Below are 20,679 nucleotides of genomic sequence, written 5' to 3'. Positions count from 1 at the left end.
CGGGCCTTGTCAGCTCAGCAAAGCCCGAGACCCCTGTCCGCGTGGAGGAGCACCGTGACCGCCACCCGCACCGCACTCCAGAGACGACACCGCACCCCCACCCGGTGCCCCCGCTCGTGCACCGAATACCTGAACGCCCGGTACGGCATCAGACCCCCACGGCCCGGCGCGCTGTTCCAGGATGGCCCGGTGAAGGCCGCGGAGACCACCCTGCAAGAACACGGCATCCCGTTACACGGCCCACCTGACCGCGAGTTCCGCGAACTCGCCTTCCTGGTCCGGGTCTACCTCACCCAACAGCCGAACTGATGGGCAAACCCGCACGCCCAGAGCACACCATGGCCGCAGCCGACAAGATTCGGAACCACAGGTCCACCAAACGATGAACCACGAGACCACAACCCCTTCCCCGGCCGCTCTCCACCGAGCGTTCACGGCCCGGCTCGCCGACAAGGGCGCCATCCGCAGCCCCCGGGTGCATGCCGCGTTCGAGCACGTGCCCCGCCACCTGTTCCTGCCCGACCATCCTGTGGAGGAGGCCTACACCAACCAGTACGTCGTCACCCACCACGACGAGGACGGGACAGCGATCAGCTCCGCCTCCCAGCCGTCCGTGGTCGCGATGATGCTCGAACAACTCGACGTCCAGCCCGGCATGCGGGTGCTGGAGATCGGCGCCGGAACGGGGTACAACGCAGCCCTGCTGGACGAACTCGTCGGCCCCACCGGAACCGTGGCGACCATCGACATCGAACCCGACGTCACCACGGCCGCCCGCGAGCACCTGGCCGCCACCGGCCACACCAGCGTGCACGTCCTCACCGGGGACGGCACCGCCGGCGCTCCCGGACAAGGGCCCTTCGACCGGATCATCGCCACCACCGGGGTGTGGGACATCCCCCCTGCCTGGTGGGAGCAGCTCACCGAGGGCGGGCGGATGGTGGTGCCGCTGCGGTGGCGGGGCCTGACCCGCTCCCTGGCGTTGGACGAGGTCGGCGGGTGTCTGGTGAGCCGCCAGGCGCGGTTGTGCGGGTTCATCCCCATGCAGGGTCAGACCGGGGAGCGCACGGTCGCCCTGGCCGAAGGGGTGAGCCTGCACTTCGACGAGGACACCCCGGCCGCTGAGGGGTTGAGGGGTGTGCTGGACCGGCCCCGGGCGGAGGCGTGGTCCGGTGTGGAGATCGATGGGCAGACCCCGCTGCAAGGGATGTGGATGCGTCTGGCCTGCACCGAACCGGGCACCGGCCGGATGGTCACCAAACCCCCGGCTCTGGGTAGCGGCCTGGTGTTCCCGGCGATCCCGCCGCTGGACCCGGTCCTGGTGCACGGGGAGTCCCTGGCCTACCTGAGTGTTCGCCCTCTGGGCGCGGACCGGCCCGGGTCGGAGCTGGGCGCGGTCGGCCACGGCCCCGAGGGCGAGGCGCTGGCCCGGCGGGTGTGTGTGCAGGCGCAGGCGTGGAACTTCAACCGGAACCCGGCCCCTCAGGTCACCATCTACCGTGCGGGAACCCCTGGTGTGGCCTCCAACGGAGGAGTGGTGATCGACAAGCCGCATACGAGGGTGCTGGTGACCGCGCAGTAGATGGGGCCGCCGTTTCGGATCTGGTATCGCAAGGGGTGGTTCGGGGTGTTCGTGGGATGTCGGGGAGGGGCCGCCCGAGGTGGCTGCGGCGGCCCCGGAACCGCGTTCTACCTGGGCGGCGGGACGGACACCAGAACCGCTGGGGTGTCGTTCCCGCCACCGCCCAGGCGGCGCCAGGCCGTCAGCCACCGCTGCCAGTCCTCTTCCGAGCCGCCGCAGGCGACCACGAAGGCGTTCAGCAGGGTGTAGCGGGGGCGCCGGTCGCTCTTGAGCGCGTCGCAGAACGTGGCCGCCGAGTACAGGCCGCCGCGTTCGGCCATCTGCCGGTACGAGGGGGAGCCCGCCCATTCGCGGTAGCGGCGCATCACCTCCACGAACTCGGCGGGGGTGGTGGCGGTCATCGGGTCGGGTTTCATGTCGTATCCCGGCAGGTCTGGGACCACGGTGTGCGGTGTGGTGGGCGCGGTAGGCGATGGGGGTGGAGGCTGGTCGTTGACCAGGACGATGGCCCGGTGGGGTGCGGTGCGGTTGTCCCGGGCGGGCACCGGCGTGACCGGCACCTCCCCCCACAGGACGCCGTCAGCGTCTTTGCGGACTCGGCGCGGCAGCGCGTCGGGGACCGGCCGGTATCCGGAGGCGGGCCGGTAGTGGATGAGTGACTGGTGGGGTCCGGAGTCGGCGCTCATCGGCTGCCCCCGGTGCGGAGGGTGCGGTGGGCGGTGTCGGCGGTGAGCCCTGTCGCGGCTGCGGCGATCAGGAGCGCGGTGGCCAGGTCGTGGCCGGTGGCCTGCACGAACACAGCGAAGACCAGGATGAGGATCATCACCAGGACTCGTCCTGCTTGCGGGGTGAAAGAGATGGACATGCTGTCCTTCCGGGAGGGTTCATATTCGTCGGCTGGACGGTTACGTGTCGACCTTTGTACGGGTGCGGCTGTGTTTGGAGACGCCGACCCGGTGAGACACGTAACGAGAAGGCCGTGCGGGGAAACTACCCGACCTTCGTGTCAATCCGCACAGGGTTGCGTCGTGTTATGTCCGGGTAGAGGAAGTTTCATCAGCAAAGTGGCATAAGAAGAGTTCTGGTGTGCGCTGAGCTGGGCGGGGTTCGGTTCTGTTCAGGATCGTTCAGGACCGTTCGAGATTGGGCTGTTAACATCTGGAAGGTTTTGGTGCGGGGGGTTTCAGGAAATGAGTGAACTGTCAGACGCTCATGCTCGAACCGAGTATCGTCTGACGTGAACTCCGGTTACGGTCATCCCGTAATCGGTGTGGGGCTGTCGACTGGACAACGGCCGGATGGGGATTGGAGACCTCTACCCGGTTGTGGGAAGGCTGCCCGTGGGGTGTTCCCGGCTGCTTCCGGGAGCACCCCCCACTCAACTGGGCACACAAAACCCTCCAGGCACGACGAAAAGGCCCCCGCAGCCCAGGGAAGGGCTGCGAGGGCCACAACAGTCACAGACGCATACCGAGCACGAGCCGACGACGATGCTCCTCCTGCACCAGCACGGGCTCCGCCGGGCCGATCCACTCCCCCGCCCCGGCCGCCAGGTGCGACAGCCACAGCGGCTCCACGGTTCGGCCCAACGCCAGATCTATCGCCGCGCGGGTCTCCGGACCGGCGATACCGTCCACAGGGGTGAGCCCCTGGTCCTGTTGGAACGCGACAACGGCGTCGTAGGTGAGGTCACCGTAGTCGCCGTCCGCGCCCCAGGTGCCGAGGTTGTAGCCCAGGTCGATCAGCTCGTCCTGGAGGGCTGCCACTGGGGAGCCCTGGTCTCCCCGGTACAGGGTGGTGCGGTGCCGGAACCGGAAGCCGGTGAACTGCACGACCCCGCCCGGCAGGGTGGTGTCCGGCCAGGTGTACATCCGCGGCCCGGTAGTGGAATGCCCGGGGTAGATGCGCATGAGGGTGTCGGCGCCGTCTGAGACGAGTTCGCACCGTACCCACTGGCCAGGCGATATCGGTTCACCCGCTGTCTCGGGCGCGGCCGACGCTGCGGCCAAATCCTGAGGCTGGATACGGACGGTGATGTCGTTGTTCGCTGTCTCGTGGAAGGTGAGACCCATATGGTCGAAGGCCACCGCCCACCGGCTTTCCTCCAACCCGAACCCGGCATCGCGTAGCGGCGGCAGCCACATGTACCAGCGCATCGACCACGGCACGTCCGGCAGGACGGTTTCCACCGCTGGAGTGTCTTGACGGTGGCTGCCGGTGTCGACCCGTAGCGTGGGCAGGCTATGCACCGTGCGGGTGTCGGAGTAGACCGCCCCACCGGTAGCGGCCGTGACCGTGCCCGACACAGCCGACACCGCCAGAGACGTATCCGACGCCTCCACCCCAGGGCTGCCGTTGAGCGGGTTGTCCACCACCGTCCGGTAGGACACCTCCACCCGGTGCCAGTCGATGTGCGGGCTGGTGTTGGTGTTGTTCGCGAACGCCGACACCATCACCCCCATATCCCCCGTGGGGACAGGGTCGGTGGTGACGGTCTCGTCCACATCCCACACGGCGGGTTCGCTGTCGCCTACCGGCCACACTCGGGCACGCGCCCGGTGGCCGTCCACCCGGGCGCGCACCCACAGCCGGAACCCCGGCGTGTAGGTGATCGCGGTGTCCGCCCGCGACCCCACCAGGGCGGTGCCTCGGGTGATGTCCACGGACACGGTGCTGTCGGTGCCGAACAGCAGCCGCGCCCGGTAGAAGATGCCGCTCGCCGCGCGACGGAACACGACCCCGGCGAGCAGCGCCTCCGTCTCCGACACCTGTCCGGCCGACACCTGCGCCAGCACCTCGCCGTCACCCCACGGCCGGTCCAGGTGGTGGATACGAAGCTCGCCCGGGTTCTCCGACAGGGTGACCCGGCCCGCGCCGCCTGCTACGACCCGTTCGCTGGCGGCGCCACCGGACAGGTGCCAGGAGTGCCCGGTGGGGGTGGTGCCCCACCCTCCGGTGGCTTGTCGGGCGAACCCGTCAACGATCGTGGTCATCGCACCATCACCTGCACGGTCATATCGAACACCTGGTCAGCGTCTGACCCCAGCTCGACGGCGACGGTCAGCCCGGTGCTCTCCGACAGGGCCGTGTCCGGGGCGGACACCGATATCTGTGTGGTGGTGTCCAGCAGGGCCGCGGCGACCACCGTGGTGGCCTGGGTGTCGGGGTCGATGGTGAGGACGTGCACGGCCACGCTCCCGGAGGTGACGGTGGCCTGCGCACGCATATGGGTGATGGTTTGGGTTTTTCCTTCGAGGTTCCAGTACGAGGTCGCTGACGTGTGGGTTTCTGCTTGCCCGTCCAGGGACCACACCAGAGGGTGTGCGGAGCCGACGACGGTGTCTTCCCCGGTGTCGCTGTTGGCGCCCTCCTCCAAAGCGGTGACCCTGTTGCCGATCCCGTCGACGACGGTGGGCCAGTCGGTGGAGGTGATGGTCCACATGGCGGGGGTTTGTTGAGTGCTGTCACCCTCCTCCTGGTCGGCGGGTTCAGGGCCGATCAGGAGACGACGGACCTGGTCGGGGCCTCGGAACCGGGGGATCGCCCCGTATTCGTCAGCGACCAGGCTGTCCACGAGCGTTCCGCCTGCGTCGAGCAGGTCAGTGGTGCGTTCCCCGGTGGTGTAGTCGTACAGCCATAGTCGGGCTCCGGGGACGAGCACTGTCTGGTAGCCGATCACTTCGTTGGTGATCTGAACCTGTTGGCCGGGGCTGATGACGTAGTCGGAGGGTGTGCCGCCGAACCAGTACCTCACAGGCCCCTCCTCGCTGTGTTGGGTTGTGTGGGGGGTGTGGGTGCCGGTCAGGCCCCAGCCTGCGGGTTGCGGGCGTTGTCGACAGCGGGGATGTAGACGGGGGTTTGTCCGGTGGTGCCCAGCGTCAGCAGGAACCGGCCGATCTTCGCGACGGTGCGTCCGGCGCTGGTTTCGAGGAAACGGCCGACCAGGTAGTAGCCGCCGCCCACAGCGAAGGCCACGAGCGGTTCGAGGACGGGTTCGATGATCGCGGCGAGCGCGGTTTCGGGAAGGGTGATGTTGTATTTCGCTGCGAGGGCGGCAAGCGCTCCGACAAGGTAGGGCAGGAGGGTGCGGACGATGCTTGCGGGCTGGATTCGGGACATGTGTTCTCTTTCTTTTTAATAGGGTGACGGGGAACCGGAATCAGATGTTTAGAGTTCCAGGACGCTACCCGCCATTTCTTCCGAGCACGGTTGTCGTACAGCCAGATCGGCCGTTAAACGAAGCTCTGCCCAGCGATGAACCCGGCCACTGCTGCTGAAAGCCGCGGCCGGGTCCCACAAACAGCAGGTCAGGTGACCGGCGCGGTCCACGACTTGGACCACGTGCGGGAGCCGACCACACCATCGACCGCCAGACGCTTCTCCTTCTGGAATCGGCGGCACACCCGCTCCGACCTGGGGCCGAACCTGCCGTCCACCCTGATCCGCCACCCCCGGTCCTTCATGCGCTGCTGCCAGACGCGCACCGAACCGTGGGCGGTGTAGTCCTTCAGGTAGACGCCCGGCCATGCGGGCACACCCGAGTCGGGTGCAGGCTCCACCTCGTCCAGGCCGAGACTGGTGAGGGTTTCCGGCCCGGCGATCCCGTCCACCTCCAGGCCGTGGCTGTCCTGGTAGCCGCGGACCGCAGCACGGGTGTCCGGCCCGAAGAAACCGTCCACGGTGACACCGAGAGCGCCCTGGAGGGGTTCGATGGCGTCCCCGTACTCGTACAGCATGTACAGGCCGTCGCCGTTCTCGGGCCGGTACTCGCCCGAACCGCCGCTGCTGGTGGGTGTGCCGTTGCCGGGCCGACCGAACACGCCTTCCTGCACCAGCGGGTACAGCACATCTCCGGGGCAGGACGTGGACACAAAGTCGCGGTGTCCGAACATTTTGTTGGAGTTGCCGCGAGCCGCCAGGTAGGCGCGCAGGTCACACACCGCCTGGATCTGTTCGGGGGTGGGCTCCTCACCGGCGCCGATCATCAGGCTGACCGAGTACCAGCCGGTATTGCCGCTGGTGGTGCCCTGCGCAGCCTGGTACCTGTTCAGGCCACGGCCGGTGAACACCTCACCGTGTCGGCACACCCCCCACGAATAGCCGAGGTCCGCCCACCTGTTGTTGTTCATGTGGTCGCGGCGGACGCTCTTCCAGTAGGTGATGCAGTCGTTGTGCGAACGGATGCGGGTAGGGCCGCCGTTGTAGTGGATGACGAGGCCCCGGGTGGGGTTGGCGTAGTCCGCGCCGGAAGGCCCCCACCCGAAGTAGGAACGGGACCGCAGAATCATGTTTTGCCTTTCTGTGGGCATAGGAAAAGCCCTGACCCGGGTCGGGTTCAGGGCTCAAAGGAGAAGAAAGAGCGGGGGGCTAGTTTTCGGTCCGGTGTGCGAGTTCGTCGACGCGGCGGGCGAGACGTTCCACGGCTTCCTCGGTGCGTTTCTGGCTGTCCTTCATGGAAGAGCCGTCATTGTGCTGCACCTCGTGTTCGACCTTGCCGAGGCGGGTTTCGATACCGGAAAGGCGAGAGATGACCCCCGGCCGTGATTCCACGCCGGGCCGTTCGGGTTCGCCTGCCCAGTCATCCAAAAAGTGGCCGACTCTGCGCAGCATCGCAAGAACCTTACGTACACCCACCGTGACGACGGTGATGGCGGTAACCACGGCAGCGAACCCGCCCACCCACACACCCGCCGTCGCCAACCAGTCAGGGAGCTGTTCAGACAACGAACGTCACCCCACTCAAATCAATCCAGGTCGGGTCATACGGCGTGTACACCACCAGACGGCCCGCACCGGCACGGTCACGGTCCAAGATCTCCAAACGCGACATGGCGCCCCGCTCATCCGGGGTGGAACCGCGTCGGCTGGTGGAGGCGACCGCGAACGCTTGCAGTTCTCGGGGACGGGCTTGGGAAGGGAGCCGGGCGACGTATTCACCGTTGCTGATAGATCCGCGGAGGTTGCCGACACGGCCTTGGAGCCGCACCAGGCCGGGGGCGTCCCACCTCCACTGGGGTGAGTGTCCATGTCCGGGGTACCCGTAGCCGACACGGTGAAGGATCGGCATCCAGATGGACGGGTACGCCGTTTCGGATACTCGCCGCCACGTTCCGCCCGACCAGGTGAGGACACGGTGTGTGTCGGTCTCGTAGATGAGCATCCCCTGCTGGGGGGTGGCGGGCCGGTGGGTGGAGCGGCACGAGACCGCTCCAGCCGAAGCGGTGTATTCGCGGGGGCGGGTGTCAACGCCTGCGGGGACGACCACAGCAGAGTTCCCCGCGACGGTGACGACGGCCAGAACCACATCCCACACTCCGGCGCCTTCACGGGCGGGTGATGGTGGGGTGCCCGCTCCGGGGGTTCCCGGGAGGATGAGGACGGATGCGGCTCCTGCCTGCGGGTCGGCGCGCACCACCACCAGGTCGTGGCGTTCCTGCCCGGAAGCGTTGGCGGCGACAGGCCGGGTGATGGGGGTGGTGGCTTGGTACCAGTAGCCGCCGACCAGCGCGTATCCGGTGCCGATGGTGATGATCCCGGTTCCGTCAGCGGTGACCTCCAGTTCGTCTCCGGGGTCGGTCGGGTCGGACACCCCGGCTCCGGCGGGGACAACGCCGGAGGGGGCGAACTGGCGGAACAGTCGGGCGAGGGTTTCGGCGGTGTCCAGTGGGGAGTCAGCGAACACGCCGGACAGTTCTGCCACCAGATACCTCCCTTTCACGGTCGGAGGGCCTGCACCAGGTGCGGTGGCAGGCCCGAAACGGGTGGAGGAAGTGGTCAGGTGGCGGCAAGCCGGTCCACGTCGCGGCGTAGCCGCCGTAGTGCCCGGTAGGTGCGGGGCATGTGCACGCTGTCGCCGACGATGGGGGTGATGGTCTGGCCGCCTGTGGGGGTGCGCTGGTAGACGACTTCGCGGATCAGGTCGGTGACCGCCCCTCGGGGGGTGGTGAAGTTGACCCGGTCGCCCAAATCGACGTCGGTCCCCCACACCAGCCCCTCGACGGGGAGGAGGTCGAACGCGACGGTCTGGGTGGCGGCGGCCTCGGCGAACCGTTCCTGCGCTTGTTGGGCTGCGGCGACGGCCGGGTCAACCCAGTCGTCGTCTTCTTCGCTGTCCGGGGTCTGCTTGAGGTTGCGGGAGTCCTTGAACTCCTCGATGTGCAGGCCGGGCCACAGCGGGGAGGGTTGGGCGAACTCGAACAGCAGCCGATCCGCGCCTTCCCCGCCGGCTCCGATGATGAGGTGGGTGACCTCGGGCGGGGTGAGTTGGTAGGTGTAGGAGGCGACGTTGCCCAGCTCCACGGAGAACCCCATCTGGTTGGTGAGGTCGCGGGGCTCGTAGACGCCGAACGACAGGTCCGCGCCGTGTTGGAGGACCCGCCATCCCAGCCCGGCTCCTGCTGCGAGGGAGAACGCGGTCTCGTGCAGGTCGGTGAACCGTTCGGCGCTGGTGATGGTCAGGCCGCGCCCTTGGCTGGTGGGGATGATCAGGCCGGGGTGTTGCCGTTCTGGGAGCGCGGCCGGTCCGGCGTGTTGGTCGATGAGGTGGCCGATGACGGTTTCGGCGGGGCCGGTGAGGGTCACCCGGTCGTTGGGGTGTTTGACCCCGGTGGTGGTGACCGCCGTGGTGGGGTCGGGGTAGATGATGCGGCGGAACGCCGAGGTGTCGGAGATGCCGGTGGCGGTGACGGTTTCCGCGCCTTCGGGCCGGTTTGTTCCGGCGTTGTCGGTGGTGGTTTCGGCAACGAAGCGGGTGGTGGGGCCGGAGAACACGGTCCGGCCGCCTGTCTCGAACACGATGCCGTGGCCTTCTTCGAGGAGGGCGGCGGATTCGGTGCCGGAGTCCATGACGAGTTTCCACGCCCCGTGGCCGAGGTGCCGATCACGGATCTCTAGTTCTTGTTCGTCGTCGATCTCGCCGATCATGTTCCGGTTGGCGTCTCGGACGCGGAGGACCCATTCGTCCACGGCCACCTCCTTGGAGTTCGTCGTGGCAGACGGTTTAGGCGGTGGGGGTGAGCGGTGTGTATCGCAAGACCAGTCGGGAGTCTTCCGCCAGCCCAGACGCGGACACGTCCACCGTGTTGTCCCCCGGCGGGAGCGGCCACAGGCTGGACCCCGGATGCTTCAAGTGCTGGTAAGCACGCTCCCCGTTCAACCAGACCGACTTGCGTCGGGGTCGGGCGTCGATGACCATCTCATCCCCCACCCCCAACCCGACCGTCACCTCCAACCAGCGGCCCGTACTCACGTTGGCCAACCGGGCGCCCGGAGCGATCGGGCCTTTCAGGGTCCACACCGGCCACGTCTGCACCGACCCGGCGACACGGACACCCATACCGGGACCGATCGGTGTGGAACGGCGCACCCGCAGCGGCGGCACCGGCAGCCACGTCCGGCCGTCGCTCGCGGGGCCACGGTAGACGACCTCCACCGGCTCCAGCTCCCAGAACGGCTGTTCAGCGCGGAACGTCAACCCGAACGCCACCCACAGCAGCCCTTCCGTGTCACGGCTCATCTCCCCCTCGGCGCCGGACTCGTAGTGGGCGGTGATCGACCTGTGGGTGCCATCGAACTCCTGCACCGTCAACCGGCCGCGCCCACCACCGTTGACTTCCATCGGGTCCAAATCGGCGGCCAGACGTCGGCGCCGGTTGAGGATGTCGGCCCGATCCTGGCCGTGGATCTTGATGGGCAGGAAGATCTCTCTGGGCGCCGCCCGTACCCCGGCGACCTGGTCGCCGTCCAACACCCCCGACACCTGCCGGTAGTAGTCGTATTCGGGCATCCCCAACCCTCGGGCACCGTCGAGGAGGGTCCACCCGTCCGCCCAGTCGGTCAGTACTGTCGTCCGGCCGTTGGCGGAGGTCCAGGTGATGCGGGTGGTGTGGTCGGGCTGTCGGGGAGGGAGCCCGATACCGGTTCTGCCGGGTGGTTCGGGTGGCAGGTAGACGATGGGCATCGGGCGCCCTCCCCTTCTCCTTTTTCGTGGTGGTGGGTTACGCCCAGGACGGGTGGAGCGCGTCGGCGTCCGCCTGGGCTTTCATGACCTCGCGGGCCGTCGACCGCGCCTTGTGGGTCTCCGTGATGTTGAACGTCTGGTGTGGGCGCTCTCTCCGCTGCTGGTCGCGTGCTGTGCGCAAGTCAGCCCACTGCCGGTCGGTGAGCACCGGTTCGGGCCGACCCGTCCGGTTGGCGACCAGCTGCACCCCGGGCATCAGCCACCCGCCGGAGTCGTACAGCAGTGGGCTGTCCAACGCTTGGAGGAGACGGGTGAGGGGCGGTGTCGTGGCGGGGGTGTTGAACGCCTGGTCCTGCCCCCAGATGCCGCCCGTGGCCATCGTGGTCGGTCGCATGAACTTCGCCGCCCTGGCCGAGTAGCCAGTGGAGAACTTCACGCTGTTGGACTCGTTGCCGCCCACGGTGGAGCCGTCGCTGTCCACGACGATGTTGATGTGCCCCCACCCGCTGGGGCCTTGCCCCCGATACACCGCCAGATCTCCGGGCCTGCTGTTAGCGGCCCCGTACACCGACGTCAGCGACGAGTTCGCGAACGAGGCGACCGCCGGTGAGCGGACCTGGTGGTAGGCGTCCTGCGCTCCAGCTTGGCGGATCATCTCCGAGGCGAACATGGCGCACCACGGCTGGCCGGGCATACCGAACGCTGCGGTGAACCGGTTGGGGTTGCCGCTGATACCGAGGTGGTTGCGGGCGGCTTCAGCGACGGCTTTGCCGCTGCCGCCCATGAGCGGGCCGACGATGCTGCGCAGCCAGCCGCTGAGGCGGGACATCATCGTCTCGGGGACGCCGACCATCGCATCGACCCACCGGCCGCCCGTGAATCGGCCGCGCATGGTGTCCAGGAGCGGATCGACGACGGCCCCGAACGCTGTTTGGAGCCCATCGCCGTCGAAGATGCCGCCGATCGTGCTGGTGAAGTCGGTGAGGCGTTGGAACAGGCCGCCTTCAGAGAACGCTTGGACCGGCCCGGGGTAGATACCGCCGTTGGCGAACCCGAGCGCGGACTGGACGCCTCCGATGCCGCCTGTACGGGCGGCGGTGTTGATGGCGTGCACCCACCCGGAGCCGACCACTCGGGTGAACTCGGGGCGCATGATCGCTTCCCCGCCGGACAGTTCGAGGCGCCCTCCGGTGGGTGAAACGAACTTGTGCGGGTCTCTCCCCGGCGTGTATCCGGGAAGGACACCGCCGGTAGCGAAACCGTAGATGCGGGGCAGGGTGTCCATGTTGACAAGCCCTGCCACCTTGTTCCAGGTCGCTCGAATACCGTCGTTGTAGACCGTGTTGACAATAAACTCGATGGGTTCCCGGGTGATCTGTTCGAGTTTCTGCCACGCTGTTTCGATTCCGGACTTAGCGGTTTTGAAAGCACCAACGGCTTTATCTTGGAAATCGTCCAGGACACCCACAGCCCGGTCACGCAGACCAGCGACCCGCTCCACCACCCAGTCACGGGCGTTACCGGCCAGTCCGGTCACACGGTCACGCAGGCCACGCACCGCGCTGACGCCACGGTCTCGGGCAGAGACCAGGAAGCCCACGGCCCGGTCACGCAACCCCAGGACCGCGCCGACAGCCCGATCCCGGGCGTTCACGAAGAACCCGACCACACGGTCACGCAGTTCAAGCGTTCGCGCAACCGCGAGGTCCCGGATTTCGCGGAATCTGCTACCGACCGCTGACACTTTTGCGGATACAGCTGAAGCAGCCGACTCCATCAGGCCGGTAAACTTTTCCCAAATCCATTTTCCGAGTTCAACGACGATCACGCCGAGAACAAACAGGATGGCAGCGCCGACAGCCAAGAAAAGCGCGGGAATGGCGAGCACCACCACCAGAATGGCGGCAGCCAAACCAGCGAGGATTTTCGGACCCCACTCGACAAACCAGTCTTTGACCTTCGCGGCGTTGTCGATCCAGCCGCGGATCTTGCCGGGCAGGGACTTCGCCCACTCCATCACCGAGTCGGCGGCCTCACCCAGCCGCTTGACGGCCCGGTCTTTCATGGTGGACAGCCACGCCACGGTGGCGTCGATGTCCACCCAGTCACGGATGCGTCCCGGGAGTTCACGCAGCCACCCGGCGATGTCCTCGCCCACGCCCTGGAGCCGCTCCACGATCTTCGGGCCGACCTGGGACGCCCAGCCGGACACCCGCCCGGCCAGATCGGACACTTTGGCCTCGACCCGGCCCGGGAGGTTGCGCGCCCAGTCGACGACCGCTGTCACAGCCGTCTCCAGGTGGGGGCGGAGTTTGCTCGGAAGTTCGCGGGCCTGGCCGAGCAGCCAGTCCAGGCCGCCGGTGATGTGCCCGGCGATGTCCTGGCCGATCCCGGTGAGGGTCGCAGGGTCAAGCAGTTGTTGGAGGAGCCCCAGGAAGGAGACGCCGAGCCCGGTGCCGCCCTCCCAGATCCGTTCCGGCAGGCCCTTCACCCAGTCGAGGACGTCCCGGCCGCGCTCTTGCAGCCAGCCCGTAACCACGGCCGTGTTACGCGACAGGGCGGCGGTGATGTCTGCGAAGTCGACGTCACCTGCAAACAGGCCGGTGAGCAGCCGCCACGCTGTTTGGGCTTTGCCCAGCGCCTCGTCGAACACCTCACCGATGCGCTGCACTTTGGGTTGCAGGGTGGAGGTCCAAAATCCGGACAGCCACTCGAACGCGGGCTGAAGCCATCTCCACGCTGCCCTCCCGGCGGCCCGCAGCCCCAGGAACGCGCCGATGAGGGGGGCTAGCGCGATACCGAGGGTGGTCTTGCCGATGTTGAGCAGGACCGGCACCAGCGGTTCGAGGTGGGCGAACAGCTCCTTGGCGCTGGACCACAAGCCGTCCACGAACCCGCGGAACGTCTCCGAGTGCTTGTAGGCGAGGATGAAGCCGCCCACGAGCGCGGCGACCGCGATCACGACAAGCCCGATGGGGTTGGCGTTCAGGGCGGCGTTGAGCAGCCACTGCGCTCCGGTCCACAACGCGGTCGCACCGCGCACGATCTTCGCCCACGTGTTGTGGAGGATCATCGCGGCCGTGGATCGGCCTGTCGCCGCAGCCTGCAACCGCACCGCGAGATAGCTGACACGGACCGCCCCAGCCAGTCGGGTGACCAGCGGGGTGCCGGCCGCCCACACGGTCCCGGCACGCTGCCAGCCGTCCACCGCCAGGCGAAGAAACCGGGCCGACCCCGACACGGCTGAGGTGAGTGTGCCGACCGTTGAGGCGACTCGGCCGCCAACCCACACGATGGGGCCGAGCGCAGCCACCAGCCCAGCCACGGTGGTGGCGGTGCGCAGCAGCTCGGGGTTGGTGTCGGACAGGTCCTTGACGGCTCCGGTCAGGGCTTCGACCCGGCCGGTGACCTCCTCCAGCAGACCCGAGTCGGCGACCGCGAGCAGCAGCTCCTCGAACGCCGACTTGAGTTCTCTCAGGGACCCGTTCAAGCCCTCCATCTGGATGTCGGCGATGGTTTGGGCGGTGCCGCCAGCGTTCTCAAGCTCGGCCGTGAAACCCTGCAACGTGTCGGCGCCCTGGTCGAGGAGCGCCATCATGCCCGGACCGGCTTCGACACCGAAGATCTTGATCATGTCCGAGGTGGTGGCCCCGGCCGCTTCGAGCTGGCTGAAGATGTCGGCGAGGCCGAGCATCTGCCCTGACGAGTCGTGGACGGACACCCCAAGGTCGTTGAGGGTTTCCGACACCGCCCCGGTGGGTTTGAGGAGGCGGCTGATCGCGCCGCGCAGCGCGGTTCCGGCCTGTTCGCCTTGGATACCGGCGTTGCCGAGCAGACCGATAGCGGCGGCCACTTCCTCGAACTGCAACCCGGCGCTGGAGGCGATCGGGGCGATGTACCGGAAGCTGTAGCCGAGCATCGTCATGTTGACGTTGCTGTTGGTGAAGGTTTCTGCGAGGACGTCGTTGACCCGCGCGAGTTCGGACGCGTCGAACCCGTAGCCGGTCAGGATGTTGGACGCGATGTCGGCGGCTTCGCCGAGTTCGATCGCTCCGGCGGCGGCCAGGTCCAGGGTGCCGGGTAGTGCCGCCATCATCTGGTCGGTGTCGAATCCGGCCATCGCCAGGAAGCCGAGCGCGTCAGCGGCTTCGGTCGCCGAGTACTGGGTGGTGGAGCCCAGTTCACGGGCGAGCCCGGCCAGGTTGTCGAACTCGTCTCCGGTCGCCCCGGACACGGCGCGGACCCGGTTCATGGCCTGCTCGTAGTCCCCGGCGGTGGACAGGGTGACCGCACCCAATGCGGCGACCGGCGCGGTCAACGCCATGGTGGTGTGCTGGCCTGCCGCGGCCATGCTGTCCCCGGCGCGCTGCCAGGCGGCTCCGGCTTGGGCGACGCCTTCGCGGGAGGCGACGGCGATCGCTCCGCCCACAGCCCCGGACAGGGTGGAGGTGAGGGCAGGCCCCGCCGCTGTGATGGTGGAGCCCAGCGCGGACATGGCCGACGAACCCGCCTGGCGGGCAGCCGTGGCCGCACCGGCCACCCACCCGCCGAACCCGTGGGAGGGTGGCTGGTAGGAGGCGGCCATCGCCCTGGACATGGCGGCCCCGGCGCGTTCCCCTGCACGCCCGGCTTGGGCGGACATCGCTGTGGGGAGGGTGCGGGCGGTGGTTTTGGTGACCGCGTCGACTGTGTCGTTGGTGGCTCGGGTCATCGAGTTGGTGAGCGCCCGACCTGCTGCGTCTCCGGCCTTGCCGAGTTCGCGGGGCAGTCGTTTGGTGGCGGCCCTCGATACCTCGTCGGCGACCTTCTCCCCAGTTTGGCGGGCCGTCTTCGCGGAGGTGTGTTTTATCTGGTTGGATGCTTCGTCGACCAGGTCCGCGCCGAGCCTGCGGCCTGAAGATTCTGCGGCTTTCGCGGCGGCGTCGGTGGCCTGTCCGGTGAGTTTGCGTGTGAAGTCGCGCATCGACGGGAGGACGTTGAGCCAGACAGCGCCAACGGTGGTGGCCACAGCAATCCCCTTCTTCGTTTAGAGCCCATCTCGTGGGGATTTTCGGTAGCCTGATCGGGTGTCGATGGTTGAATGTCCGGTGCCGAGCAGAATGAGGCGCTCGCTCGCCCCCAGGGCAAGTGATGCAGGAACGGCCGCGATCGGATGCGCTTGGACCCAAGTACCGTCTGGACCTGGGGGCGGCAGCCACGTGCAGGGGCACACCACGGCTACTGCCCTAACCTGGGCTGCGGTGCAATCGACACAAGATTCCGCCTGAATGGAATCTTTGATTGCCGATGACGAATGAGCAATTAGACATCCCCACCGGAGAGCCACATGGGCGCCTTCACAGTATGGCTTATCGCACTAGGTTTCACTTTCGCTGTTCTCGCGATCTCCTACTTTTTCATCAGGTCAAAAAAACCTGACTGGCTGCGAGAAATCCCCAAGCTGGCCATTGTTGTGACAGTTGCAATATTGTTTGCAACTCTCACGCTTGCGTTCCCCACCGAAGCCCTATACAGCTCAATCATTAACCAATCAGACCCGGTTAGTGGCCAAACGATCGAGTCAACAGAGAACCCAGTCGCGGAAACCTCCGATCCTCCTCCAAGTCCTGATGAGTCCGGATCTCCCAACCCAACCAAATCCCCCTCCCCCGAAACCGAAGGCATTGAATCACCGCCAGAAGAAAACACAGAGGGAAGCAGCCTCGAACCTGGTGAACAGGATTCCAGCACAGACCCACAGATAGGAACGTCAGGCGGGAGAAACGCCAACACCCCCATGACCGTTCAAATCGAAATTGACGATAATTCGCAGATTGGCCTGGACACCTGGCGTGCCGTACACACCCTACGGACCTGGGTGAACATCTTCGATCAGTACGGAGACATCGAAAACGACTGCTACGCCAGCATCAAGGTAACTAGAGCCGGAGAATCCCTACACTCAAGCCAGGCAAGTTGCGTAGCACGTTTTGGCCTCGACACCCGACAGTACGGCTCCGGAGATATCACCATCAGATTCGACATAGAAACCGAATGGGGAGCCACGGGAAGCGCCGAAAAGACCATCACCATCGTCACTGACTGACCAACAAGCCGACCCTCGTTTCACCCGACCCGGGTGTGGAACCCCACCCCCCGAGAAGAGGACGATCCCCTCGAAACACAAGTATCGGACGGCGAACCCAGCACAAAAGACCTAGAACAGGTGCTGGAAATCGGGAGTGAGACGGCCGACCATACCCCGGAACGCCGCACTGTTCGCCTCGGCCTGCCGGACTTTGCGGGCTTCCTCAGCATGGTCGGTGGGACGCGGCAACGGTTCGGGGCGCTTCACCGAACGCGGATTCTTGGAGTTGACCGCAACCGTGTAGGTGGCGTGCTCGCGCACCGCGTCACCGATCGCAGCAAGCAGGAACGTGTCGTCAGTCCAGGTGTGGCCGCGGGCCTGCCGGTGCACAGCAGAAGTGGACGGCAGATGTTCAACCAGCACCCGGAGCTGGCGGAGAGTGACCTTCCCTCCGGTCGGCAGGTTACTGCCGGTGAGGTCGCTGTGGAGAGTGGCCATGTAGTCGCCGAGCCAATCCCGGCCCCCGTACTCAGCGATCAGGGCGGCCTCGACCGCTTCGACCTGTTCGGGCTCATCCCCGAGCAGGTCTAGGACCGTGTAGGCCCCCCGTCCGTGAGCTGACCCTGGGTGGCCTGGTTGATCTCCAAGAACATCAGCATGATGTCGGCATCCCGGTGGTCGGGGTGGGCGCGGAACTTCTCGTACTGGTCGTCGCCGAGGATGGCGCGCGCCTTGCCGGCGGTGGTGTCGGCCGCGTCGACCTGTTCGGACCAGGCATCGTCCGCGAACAGCGGGTGCGGGATGGTGTACTCGTCTCCGTCTTCGCCGTCGAAGGTGACGACGGGGTTGTCCGCCGACTCCAGGTCCAGCTTCTCGGCGTACTTGCGGCGTACAGCGCCCAGGGTGCGGCGGGTCTTACGGTTCTTGTCGACCATGGTGGGTTGTTTCTCCTGGTAGAGGCGTCAGAGATGAGGGGGCGGAGAGCTTCGGGTGCGGTGGTGGGGGTTACATGCTGGTGACGGTCACCTCGCAGGTTCCGGACAAGCCTGTGTGGGTGGCAGTGACCGTGGCTGTCCCGGCCCCCACACCGGTCACCTCACCGGCCGACACCAACGCCACCGTTTCGTCAGAGGACGACCATGCGGCAGCGGACGTCACATCGGTGGTGGAGGTGTCGGTGTAGGTGAGCGTGGCCGACAGCTGGGTGGTGGCTGCCTCTGCCACAGAAACCGTGGCGGGGGCGACCGTGACCGAGGTGGCGGCCGGGGTGGCGAGTTCCCTCCATCCGGGGCCGTCCATCCAGTGCAGGACGTCGGTGCCAGCCTGCACGTCCTTGTACGCCTTGACGGTGCACTCGTAGCCTTTCGCGTCGGACCGGTTCTCGGTTTCGTCGCCGATCTCGGTGACCGCGCCGCTGGGGTAGAGGCGGGCGCGGATCTTCTCCGCTCCGGTCGTCTTCGAGTAGTCCACGGCCACGAACAGGAACCGGCGGTTGATGACCTTCGGCACGGCCGGTTTGGCCCACGACAGGGGGGTGCCGAGCTGCGTTCCGAGCTGGGTGAATAGCAGCCCCTCGTAGAGGGCGATCGCGACTGGGCTGGTTTCGAGCATGACGATCTGGGAGGTGGACGTGTCGGCCTGCACGTCGTCGCGGATGGACGCCGCTTCTTGGGCGGCCATCGTCTCGGCGATGTCGCGCTCGCGGGAGTGGGTCATGCCGTCCTCGGTCAGGTAGCCGACCGGGTACCAGCCAGGGGGCAGCGTGTTGAGGTTGCCGTCCGCGTCGAACAGTTCGGTGGGGAGGGCGGCGGTGGCGTCAGCGACGAACACCGCCACGAACAGGCCCTTGAACACCGCGCTTTTGGTGACGGTGTACTGGGATTCAACGGTGGCCAACGGTGGCCTCCAATCGGGCATGGTGAAGCACCCCTGCTCTTGTCGGCCGTAGGGCGCAGAACGAGAGGAGGGGTGGCTGGACAGAAGGTAGAGGGCAGCCGGAGGGGCGGGGGGTTAGGAGCGCGACGTCACCCGGAACGCCCCGTAGAACCGCAGGATGCGGGGGTCCTCATATTTGGCGGCGCCCGGCGCGAGGTGCACGGCACAGTCGTCGACCAGCACCCCGGCGTGGAAGCGGGCAGAAAGGTCTTCCAGCGCGGCCACGGACGTTCTCACCGCAGCCAGCAGCACATCCAGGTCGGTGTCGAACCAGTCGGCATCCAAGAGCATCGTGGTGTCCCCAGCCCAGGTGTGGGTGCCGCCGGGCTGCGGGCAGACCCTGACCAGCGGCACCGCCTCCACCACACCGGCCGCGGGAAGGGCGGTGACCGCCCGTATCTCCGGAACCTGCCGGGTGTGCCAGGAGATGATCGTGGCGAGCAGGTTCGGGGCGTCGGGGTCCAGGCTCACAGCACCCTCCCCGCAGCTTGAAGCAGCGACAGCAGATGGGCGCGCTCGCCCGGGTCGAAGGGTTCAGCGCGCACCTGCGCTTCGGGGCGGCCTTTGCCTTTGCGTCGGCGACGGGTGTTCTCCTGCACGGTGAAGGTGGCGTCGACACCAGCCCCTCGGGCGAGCGCGGTCGCGTTCGACGCGATGTCGCGGGCACGCCGGGCGGCGGCTTCCCGCACACCGTCCTCACGCATAGCCTCACCCACCCCCGTGTAGAAGACACGGACGACTTCGCCGCGACGTTGCGGACCCATCAAGCCTCACCTCACCCTTCGACACGTCGCAGGCGGACAGCGGTGTGGTCCAGCAGCCCGGACGCCGACCGGTGGTAGGAGGCGGGGCCGTGCACCTCGGCGCGCACCCCGCCGCACTCGAAAGCGTCAACGGCGTCCACATCCCTTTCCACGCCGGGCAGGTACAGGTCGTAGTGCATGACGGTCTGGTCGCGGGTCTGGTCGTGGCGTTCCGCGGAGTCGAGGGGCTGCCACGAACAACGACTGATCGTCTCGCGGGTTTCCTCGTGGACGTCGTTGCCGTACCGGTCGCGGCCTACCACTTGACGGCGGACCAGAACCACGCTGTCCGACCAGATCCCGCCGGTCATGGTTTCGGCCCCAGCCAGTAGCGGGACAGAGCTGAACGGTCGAACTCCGACAGCTCGACAGCGGCACGGAATCGGACCGTCCTGCGGTCCACCGTCTCCGACGACACCGCGACAGGAATGTTCGCGCCCCGAGCCGCCACCTCCACACACAACTGGACGAGGTTGGGCGGTATCGGGTCGAACCCGGCCGTGTAGTCCACCTCGACCCGCCCGAACCCGGCAGGCCACCGGTCTCCGACCCGTTCGAGTTGCCCGTAGCGGCGGGAAACCCGGTAGCCGCCGGGGGTGAGGGGTAGCCCGTCCACACGTACTGCGGCCACGTCGGCCAGGTGCATGGTGTGCAGGGTCAGTACGTCTCCGCCCGGCCCGTCGTACTCCTCCCCCATCACGGTGTGTCGGGCGATGTGCCATCCGCACCAGTCTTGGATGTTGGCGGAGGCGGCAGCGAGCAGGTGTTCGGCGTGGTCGGGCTGGATGGCTGCGGTGAAGCGCGGCCAGTCGTCGACGGTGGCGAGCACCGGCCAAGAAGGGTCCACTATGTGTCGCCTTCCTTCTTCTTCGTGGTTGTGCGGGTGCGGCGGCTGGTCGGCTTGTCGTTGTCGGTGGGGATGAGGCCGCGTCGGCGGGCTTCGGCTTCGGTGAGCTGGAGTTTCGTGTCGAAACCGTTCACCTTTACGGCGTAGGAATGGAGTTCTCCGTTGGGCATGTGGGTCACCTCCTCCCTGTTGTGGGTCACGGTGGGTGCCTGGCCCGGTGTACCGCAGGACGCCTGGTCTGCGCCGCACACCGGGCACAGGCCCCTCTTCCGGCGGGTGAACACTGGCTACTCCTGGGTGATGAGCCCGGCCGTGCGCAGCGACGCGAGGAGTTCGTTGATCTTGATGGCGGTGTCCTCGACGGTGGCGGTCGCGGGGTCGGGAAGGTCAGCGACCGCCGGTCCGGAGAGTAGGCCAGCGGCGTCGGTGGGGGTCTTCGCGGACCGGAAGGCGCCCTGGAACTCGGACTGGTACGGCATGGGGGCT

The 20,679-nt window shown here is 67.1% G+C and carries 24 protein-coding genes; 4 read left to right on the top strand and 20 right to left on the bottom strand.

Annotated features, from left to right (window positions below; genetic code table 11):
• Nucleotides 1–54 precede the first annotated feature (54 nt).
• Nucleotides 55–309, top strand: a complete 255-nt coding sequence (locus ACFHWE_RS20010; protein ID WP_416603231.1) for a hypothetical protein — start codon at nucleotides 55–57, stop codon at nucleotides 307–309.
• 73 nt (nucleotides 310–382) lie between these two features.
• Nucleotides 383–1,582, top strand: a complete 1,200-nt coding sequence (gene fxlM, locus ACFHWE_RS20005) for a methyltransferase, FxLD system (protein ID WP_416603230.1) — start codon at nucleotides 383–385, stop codon at nucleotides 1,580–1,582.
• A 107-nt stretch (nucleotides 1,583–1,689) separates the two neighbouring features.
• On the opposite strand, the gene ACFHWE_RS20000 is transcribed toward fxlM, so the two are convergent.
• The 11 genes from ACFHWE_RS20000 to ACFHWE_RS19950 all read right to left on the bottom strand — a co-directional run bounded on the left by ACFHWE_RS20000 (nucleotide 1,690) and on the right by ACFHWE_RS19950 (nucleotide 15,549).
• Nucleotides 1,690–2,268 carry a hypothetical protein gene (locus ACFHWE_RS20000; protein WP_416603229.1) on the bottom strand — a complete coding sequence of 193 codons (579 nt, stop codon included), beginning with the start codon at nucleotides 2,266–2,268 and terminating at the stop codon, nucleotides 1,690–1,692.
• On the bottom strand, nucleotides 2,265–2,447 hold the full coding sequence (locus tag ACFHWE_RS19995; protein ID WP_416603228.1) for a hypothetical protein: 183 nt from the start codon (nucleotides 2,445–2,447) through the stop codon (nucleotides 2,265–2,267). Before ACFHWE_RS19995 ends, ACFHWE_RS20000 begins: the two co-directional genes overlap by 4 nt.
• Nucleotides 2,448–3,039: 592 nt before the next feature.
• The gene (locus ACFHWE_RS19990) at nucleotides 3,040–4,575 is read right to left on the bottom strand and encodes a peptidoglycan-binding domain-containing protein (RefSeq protein ID WP_416603227.1); all 1,536 of its coding nucleotides are present in this window, start codon (nucleotides 4,573–4,575) and stop codon (nucleotides 3,040–3,042) included.
• Nucleotides 4,572–5,336 (bottom strand): hypothetical protein, encoded by a 765-nt coding sequence (locus ACFHWE_RS19985; RefSeq protein ID WP_416603226.1) that lies wholly within the window; start codon nucleotides 5,334–5,336, stop codon nucleotides 4,572–4,574. The genes ACFHWE_RS19990 and ACFHWE_RS19985 overlap by 4 nt, the downstream gene beginning before the upstream one ends.
• Nucleotides 5,337–5,383: 47 nt before the next feature.
• Nucleotides 5,384–5,701: a hypothetical protein gene (locus ACFHWE_RS19980; RefSeq protein WP_416603225.1), complete on the bottom strand. Its 318-nt coding sequence runs from the start codon at nucleotides 5,699–5,701 to the stop codon at nucleotides 5,384–5,386.
• Between the two features lie 188 nt (nucleotides 5,702–5,889).
• Complete coding sequence (locus tag ACFHWE_RS19975; RefSeq protein ID WP_416603224.1) at nucleotides 5,890–6,870, bottom strand: N-acetylmuramoyl-L-alanine amidase; 981 nt, start codon at nucleotides 6,868–6,870, stop codon at nucleotides 5,890–5,892.
• Nucleotides 6,871–6,949: 79 nt separating this feature from the next.
• Entirely contained in the window at nucleotides 6,950–7,306 is a 357-nt protein-coding gene (locus ACFHWE_RS19970) for a hypothetical protein (RefSeq protein WP_416603223.1), read from the bottom strand.
• Nucleotides 7,299–8,282 carry a hypothetical protein gene (locus tag ACFHWE_RS19965; RefSeq protein ID WP_416603222.1) on the bottom strand — a complete coding sequence of 328 codons (984 nt, stop codon included), beginning with the start codon at nucleotides 8,280–8,282 and terminating at the stop codon, nucleotides 7,299–7,301. Before ACFHWE_RS19965 ends, ACFHWE_RS19970 begins: the two co-directional genes overlap by 8 nt.
• 74 nt (nucleotides 8,283–8,356) lie before the next feature.
• Nucleotides 8,357–9,547, bottom strand: coding sequence for a siphovirus ReqiPepy6 Gp37-like family protein (locus tag ACFHWE_RS19960; RefSeq protein WP_416603221.1), 1,191 nt, complete (start codon nucleotides 9,545–9,547; stop codon nucleotides 8,357–8,359).
• A 34-nt stretch (nucleotides 9,548–9,581) separates the two neighbouring features.
• Nucleotides 9,582–10,541: a phage distal tail protein gene (locus ACFHWE_RS19955; RefSeq protein ID WP_416603219.1), complete on the bottom strand. Its 960-nt coding sequence runs from the start codon at nucleotides 10,539–10,541 to the stop codon at nucleotides 9,582–9,584.
• Nucleotides 10,542–10,578: 37 nt separating this feature from the next.
• Nucleotides 10,579–15,549 (bottom strand): phage tail tape measure protein, encoded by a 4,971-nt coding sequence (locus ACFHWE_RS19950; protein ID WP_416603218.1) that lies wholly within the window; start codon nucleotides 15,547–15,549, stop codon nucleotides 10,579–10,581.
• Between the two features lie 318 nt (nucleotides 15,550–15,867).
• Here ACFHWE_RS19950 and ACFHWE_RS19945 point away from each other — a divergent pair, with 318 nt between their 5' ends.
• The gene (locus ACFHWE_RS19945) at nucleotides 15,868–16,626 is read left to right on the top strand and encodes a hypothetical protein (protein ID WP_416603217.1); all 759 of its coding nucleotides are present in this window, start codon (nucleotides 15,868–15,870) and stop codon (nucleotides 16,624–16,626) included.
• A gap of 111 nt (nucleotides 16,627–16,737) precedes the next feature.
• Here ACFHWE_RS19945 and ACFHWE_RS19940 read toward each other — a convergent pair whose 3' ends face one another.
• Nucleotides 16,738–17,031, bottom strand: coding sequence for a hypothetical protein (locus ACFHWE_RS19940; protein ID WP_416603216.1), 294 nt, complete (start codon nucleotides 17,029–17,031; stop codon nucleotides 16,738–16,740).
• Between ACFHWE_RS19940 and ACFHWE_RS19935 the strand changes: the two genes are divergently transcribed.
• Nucleotides 17,017–17,199, top strand: a complete 183-nt coding sequence (locus ACFHWE_RS19935; protein ID WP_416603215.1) for a hypothetical protein — start codon at nucleotides 17,017–17,019, stop codon at nucleotides 17,197–17,199. The two genes, ACFHWE_RS19940 and ACFHWE_RS19935, sit on opposite strands and share 15 nt — an antisense overlap.
• Here ACFHWE_RS19935 and ACFHWE_RS19930 read toward each other — a convergent pair.
• The 8 genes from ACFHWE_RS19930 to ACFHWE_RS19895 form a co-directional block, all read right to left on the bottom strand.
• Nucleotides 17,196–17,543 (bottom strand): hypothetical protein, encoded by a 348-nt coding sequence (locus tag ACFHWE_RS19930; protein WP_416603214.1) that lies wholly within the window; start codon nucleotides 17,541–17,543, stop codon nucleotides 17,196–17,198. The two genes, ACFHWE_RS19935 and ACFHWE_RS19930, sit on opposite strands and share 4 nt — an antisense overlap.
• A gap of 70 nt (nucleotides 17,544–17,613) precedes the next feature.
• Nucleotides 17,614–18,504, bottom strand: coding sequence for an Ig-like domain-containing protein (locus ACFHWE_RS19925; protein ID WP_416603213.1), 891 nt, complete (start codon nucleotides 18,502–18,504; stop codon nucleotides 17,614–17,616).
• A 114-nt stretch (nucleotides 18,505–18,618) separates the two neighbouring features.
• On the bottom strand, nucleotides 18,619–19,014 hold the full coding sequence (locus tag ACFHWE_RS19920; RefSeq protein WP_416603212.1) for a hypothetical protein: 396 nt from the start codon (nucleotides 19,012–19,014) through the stop codon (nucleotides 18,619–18,621).
• Nucleotides 19,011–19,247, bottom strand: a complete 237-nt coding sequence (locus ACFHWE_RS19915) for a hypothetical protein (protein ID WP_416603211.1) — start codon at nucleotides 19,245–19,247, stop codon at nucleotides 19,011–19,013. The genes ACFHWE_RS19920 and ACFHWE_RS19915 overlap by 4 nt, the downstream gene beginning before the upstream one ends.
• Nucleotides 19,248–19,318: 71 nt before the next feature.
• Nucleotides 19,319–19,657, bottom strand: coding sequence for a hypothetical protein (locus ACFHWE_RS19910; RefSeq protein WP_416603210.1), 339 nt, complete (start codon nucleotides 19,655–19,657; stop codon nucleotides 19,319–19,321).
• A complete protein-coding gene (locus ACFHWE_RS19905) occupies nucleotides 19,654–20,193 on the bottom strand; it encodes a hypothetical protein (RefSeq protein WP_416603209.1) in 540 nt (179 codons plus the stop codon). Before ACFHWE_RS19905 ends, ACFHWE_RS19910 begins: the two co-directional genes overlap by 4 nt.
• Nucleotides 20,193–20,393 carry a hypothetical protein gene (locus ACFHWE_RS19900; protein WP_416603207.1) on the bottom strand — a complete coding sequence of 67 codons (201 nt, stop codon included), beginning with the start codon at nucleotides 20,391–20,393 and terminating at the stop codon, nucleotides 20,193–20,195. The genes ACFHWE_RS19905 and ACFHWE_RS19900 overlap by 1 nt, the downstream gene beginning before the upstream one ends.
• An 87-nt stretch (nucleotides 20,394–20,480) precedes the next feature.
• Nucleotides 20,481–20,672, bottom strand: a complete 192-nt coding sequence (locus tag ACFHWE_RS19895; protein WP_416603206.1) for a hypothetical protein — start codon at nucleotides 20,670–20,672, stop codon at nucleotides 20,481–20,483.
• Between the last annotated feature and the right edge of the window lie 7 nt (nucleotides 20,673–20,679).

The sequence above is a fragment of the Nocardiopsis sp. LOL_012 genome, from assembly GCF_048060475.1.
Classification (GTDB): Bacteria; Actinomycetota; Actinomycetes; order Streptosporangiales; family Streptosporangiaceae; genus Nocardiopsis.
Note: the sequence above shows the minus strand (reverse complement) of the source record. Positions and strands in the feature narration are given on the sequence as shown.

Excerpts from the sequence above, each read along its gene's own strand:
- ACFHWE_RS19935 (WP_416603215.1), top strand. The coding sequence starts at position 17,017 with ATGTTCAACCAGCACCCGGAGCTGGCGGAGAGTGACCTTCCCTCCGGT.
- ACFHWE_RS20000 (WP_416603229.1), bottom strand. The coding sequence starts at position 2,268 with ATGAGCGCCGACTCCGGACCCCACCAGTCACTCATCCACTACCGGCCC.
- ACFHWE_RS19995 (WP_416603228.1), bottom strand. The coding sequence starts at position 2,447 with ATGTCCATCTCTTTCACCCCGCAAGCAGGACGAGTCCTGGTGATGATC.
- ACFHWE_RS19945 (WP_416603217.1), top strand. The coding sequence starts at position 15,868 with ATGGGCGCCTTCACAGTATGGCTTATCGCACTAGGTTTCACTTTCGCT.
- ACFHWE_RS19930 (WP_416603214.1), bottom strand. The coding sequence starts at position 17,543 with ATGGTCGACAAGAACCGTAAGACCCGCCGCACCCTGGGCGCTGTACGC.
- ACFHWE_RS19895 (WP_416603206.1), bottom strand. The coding sequence starts at position 20,672 with ATGCCGTACCAGTCCGAGTTCCAGGGCGCCTTCCGGTCCGCGAAGACC.
- ACFHWE_RS19990 (WP_416603227.1), bottom strand. The coding sequence starts at position 4,575 with ATGACCACGATCGTTGACGGGTTCGCCCGACAAGCCACCGGAGGGTGG.
- ACFHWE_RS19955 (WP_416603219.1), bottom strand. The coding sequence starts at position 10,541 with ATGCCCATCGTCTACCTGCCACCCGAACCACCCGGCAGAACCGGTATC.
- ACFHWE_RS19975 (WP_416603224.1), bottom strand. The coding sequence starts at position 6,870 with ATGATTCTGCGGTCCCGTTCCTACTTCGGGTGGGGGCCTTCCGGCGCG.
- ACFHWE_RS19915 (WP_416603211.1), bottom strand. The coding sequence starts at position 19,247 with ATGCGTGAGGACGGTGTGCGGGAAGCCGCCGCCCGGCGTGCCCGCGAC.
- fxlM (WP_416603230.1), top strand. The coding sequence starts at position 383 with ATGAACCACGAGACCACAACCCCTTCCCCGGCCGCTCTCCACCGAGCG.
- ACFHWE_RS19910 (WP_416603210.1), bottom strand. The coding sequence starts at position 19,657 with ATGACCGGCGGGATCTGGTCGGACAGCGTGGTTCTGGTCCGCCGTCAA.
- ACFHWE_RS19980 (WP_416603225.1), bottom strand. The coding sequence starts at position 5,701 with ATGTCCCGAATCCAGCCCGCAAGCATCGTCCGCACCCTCCTGCCCTAC.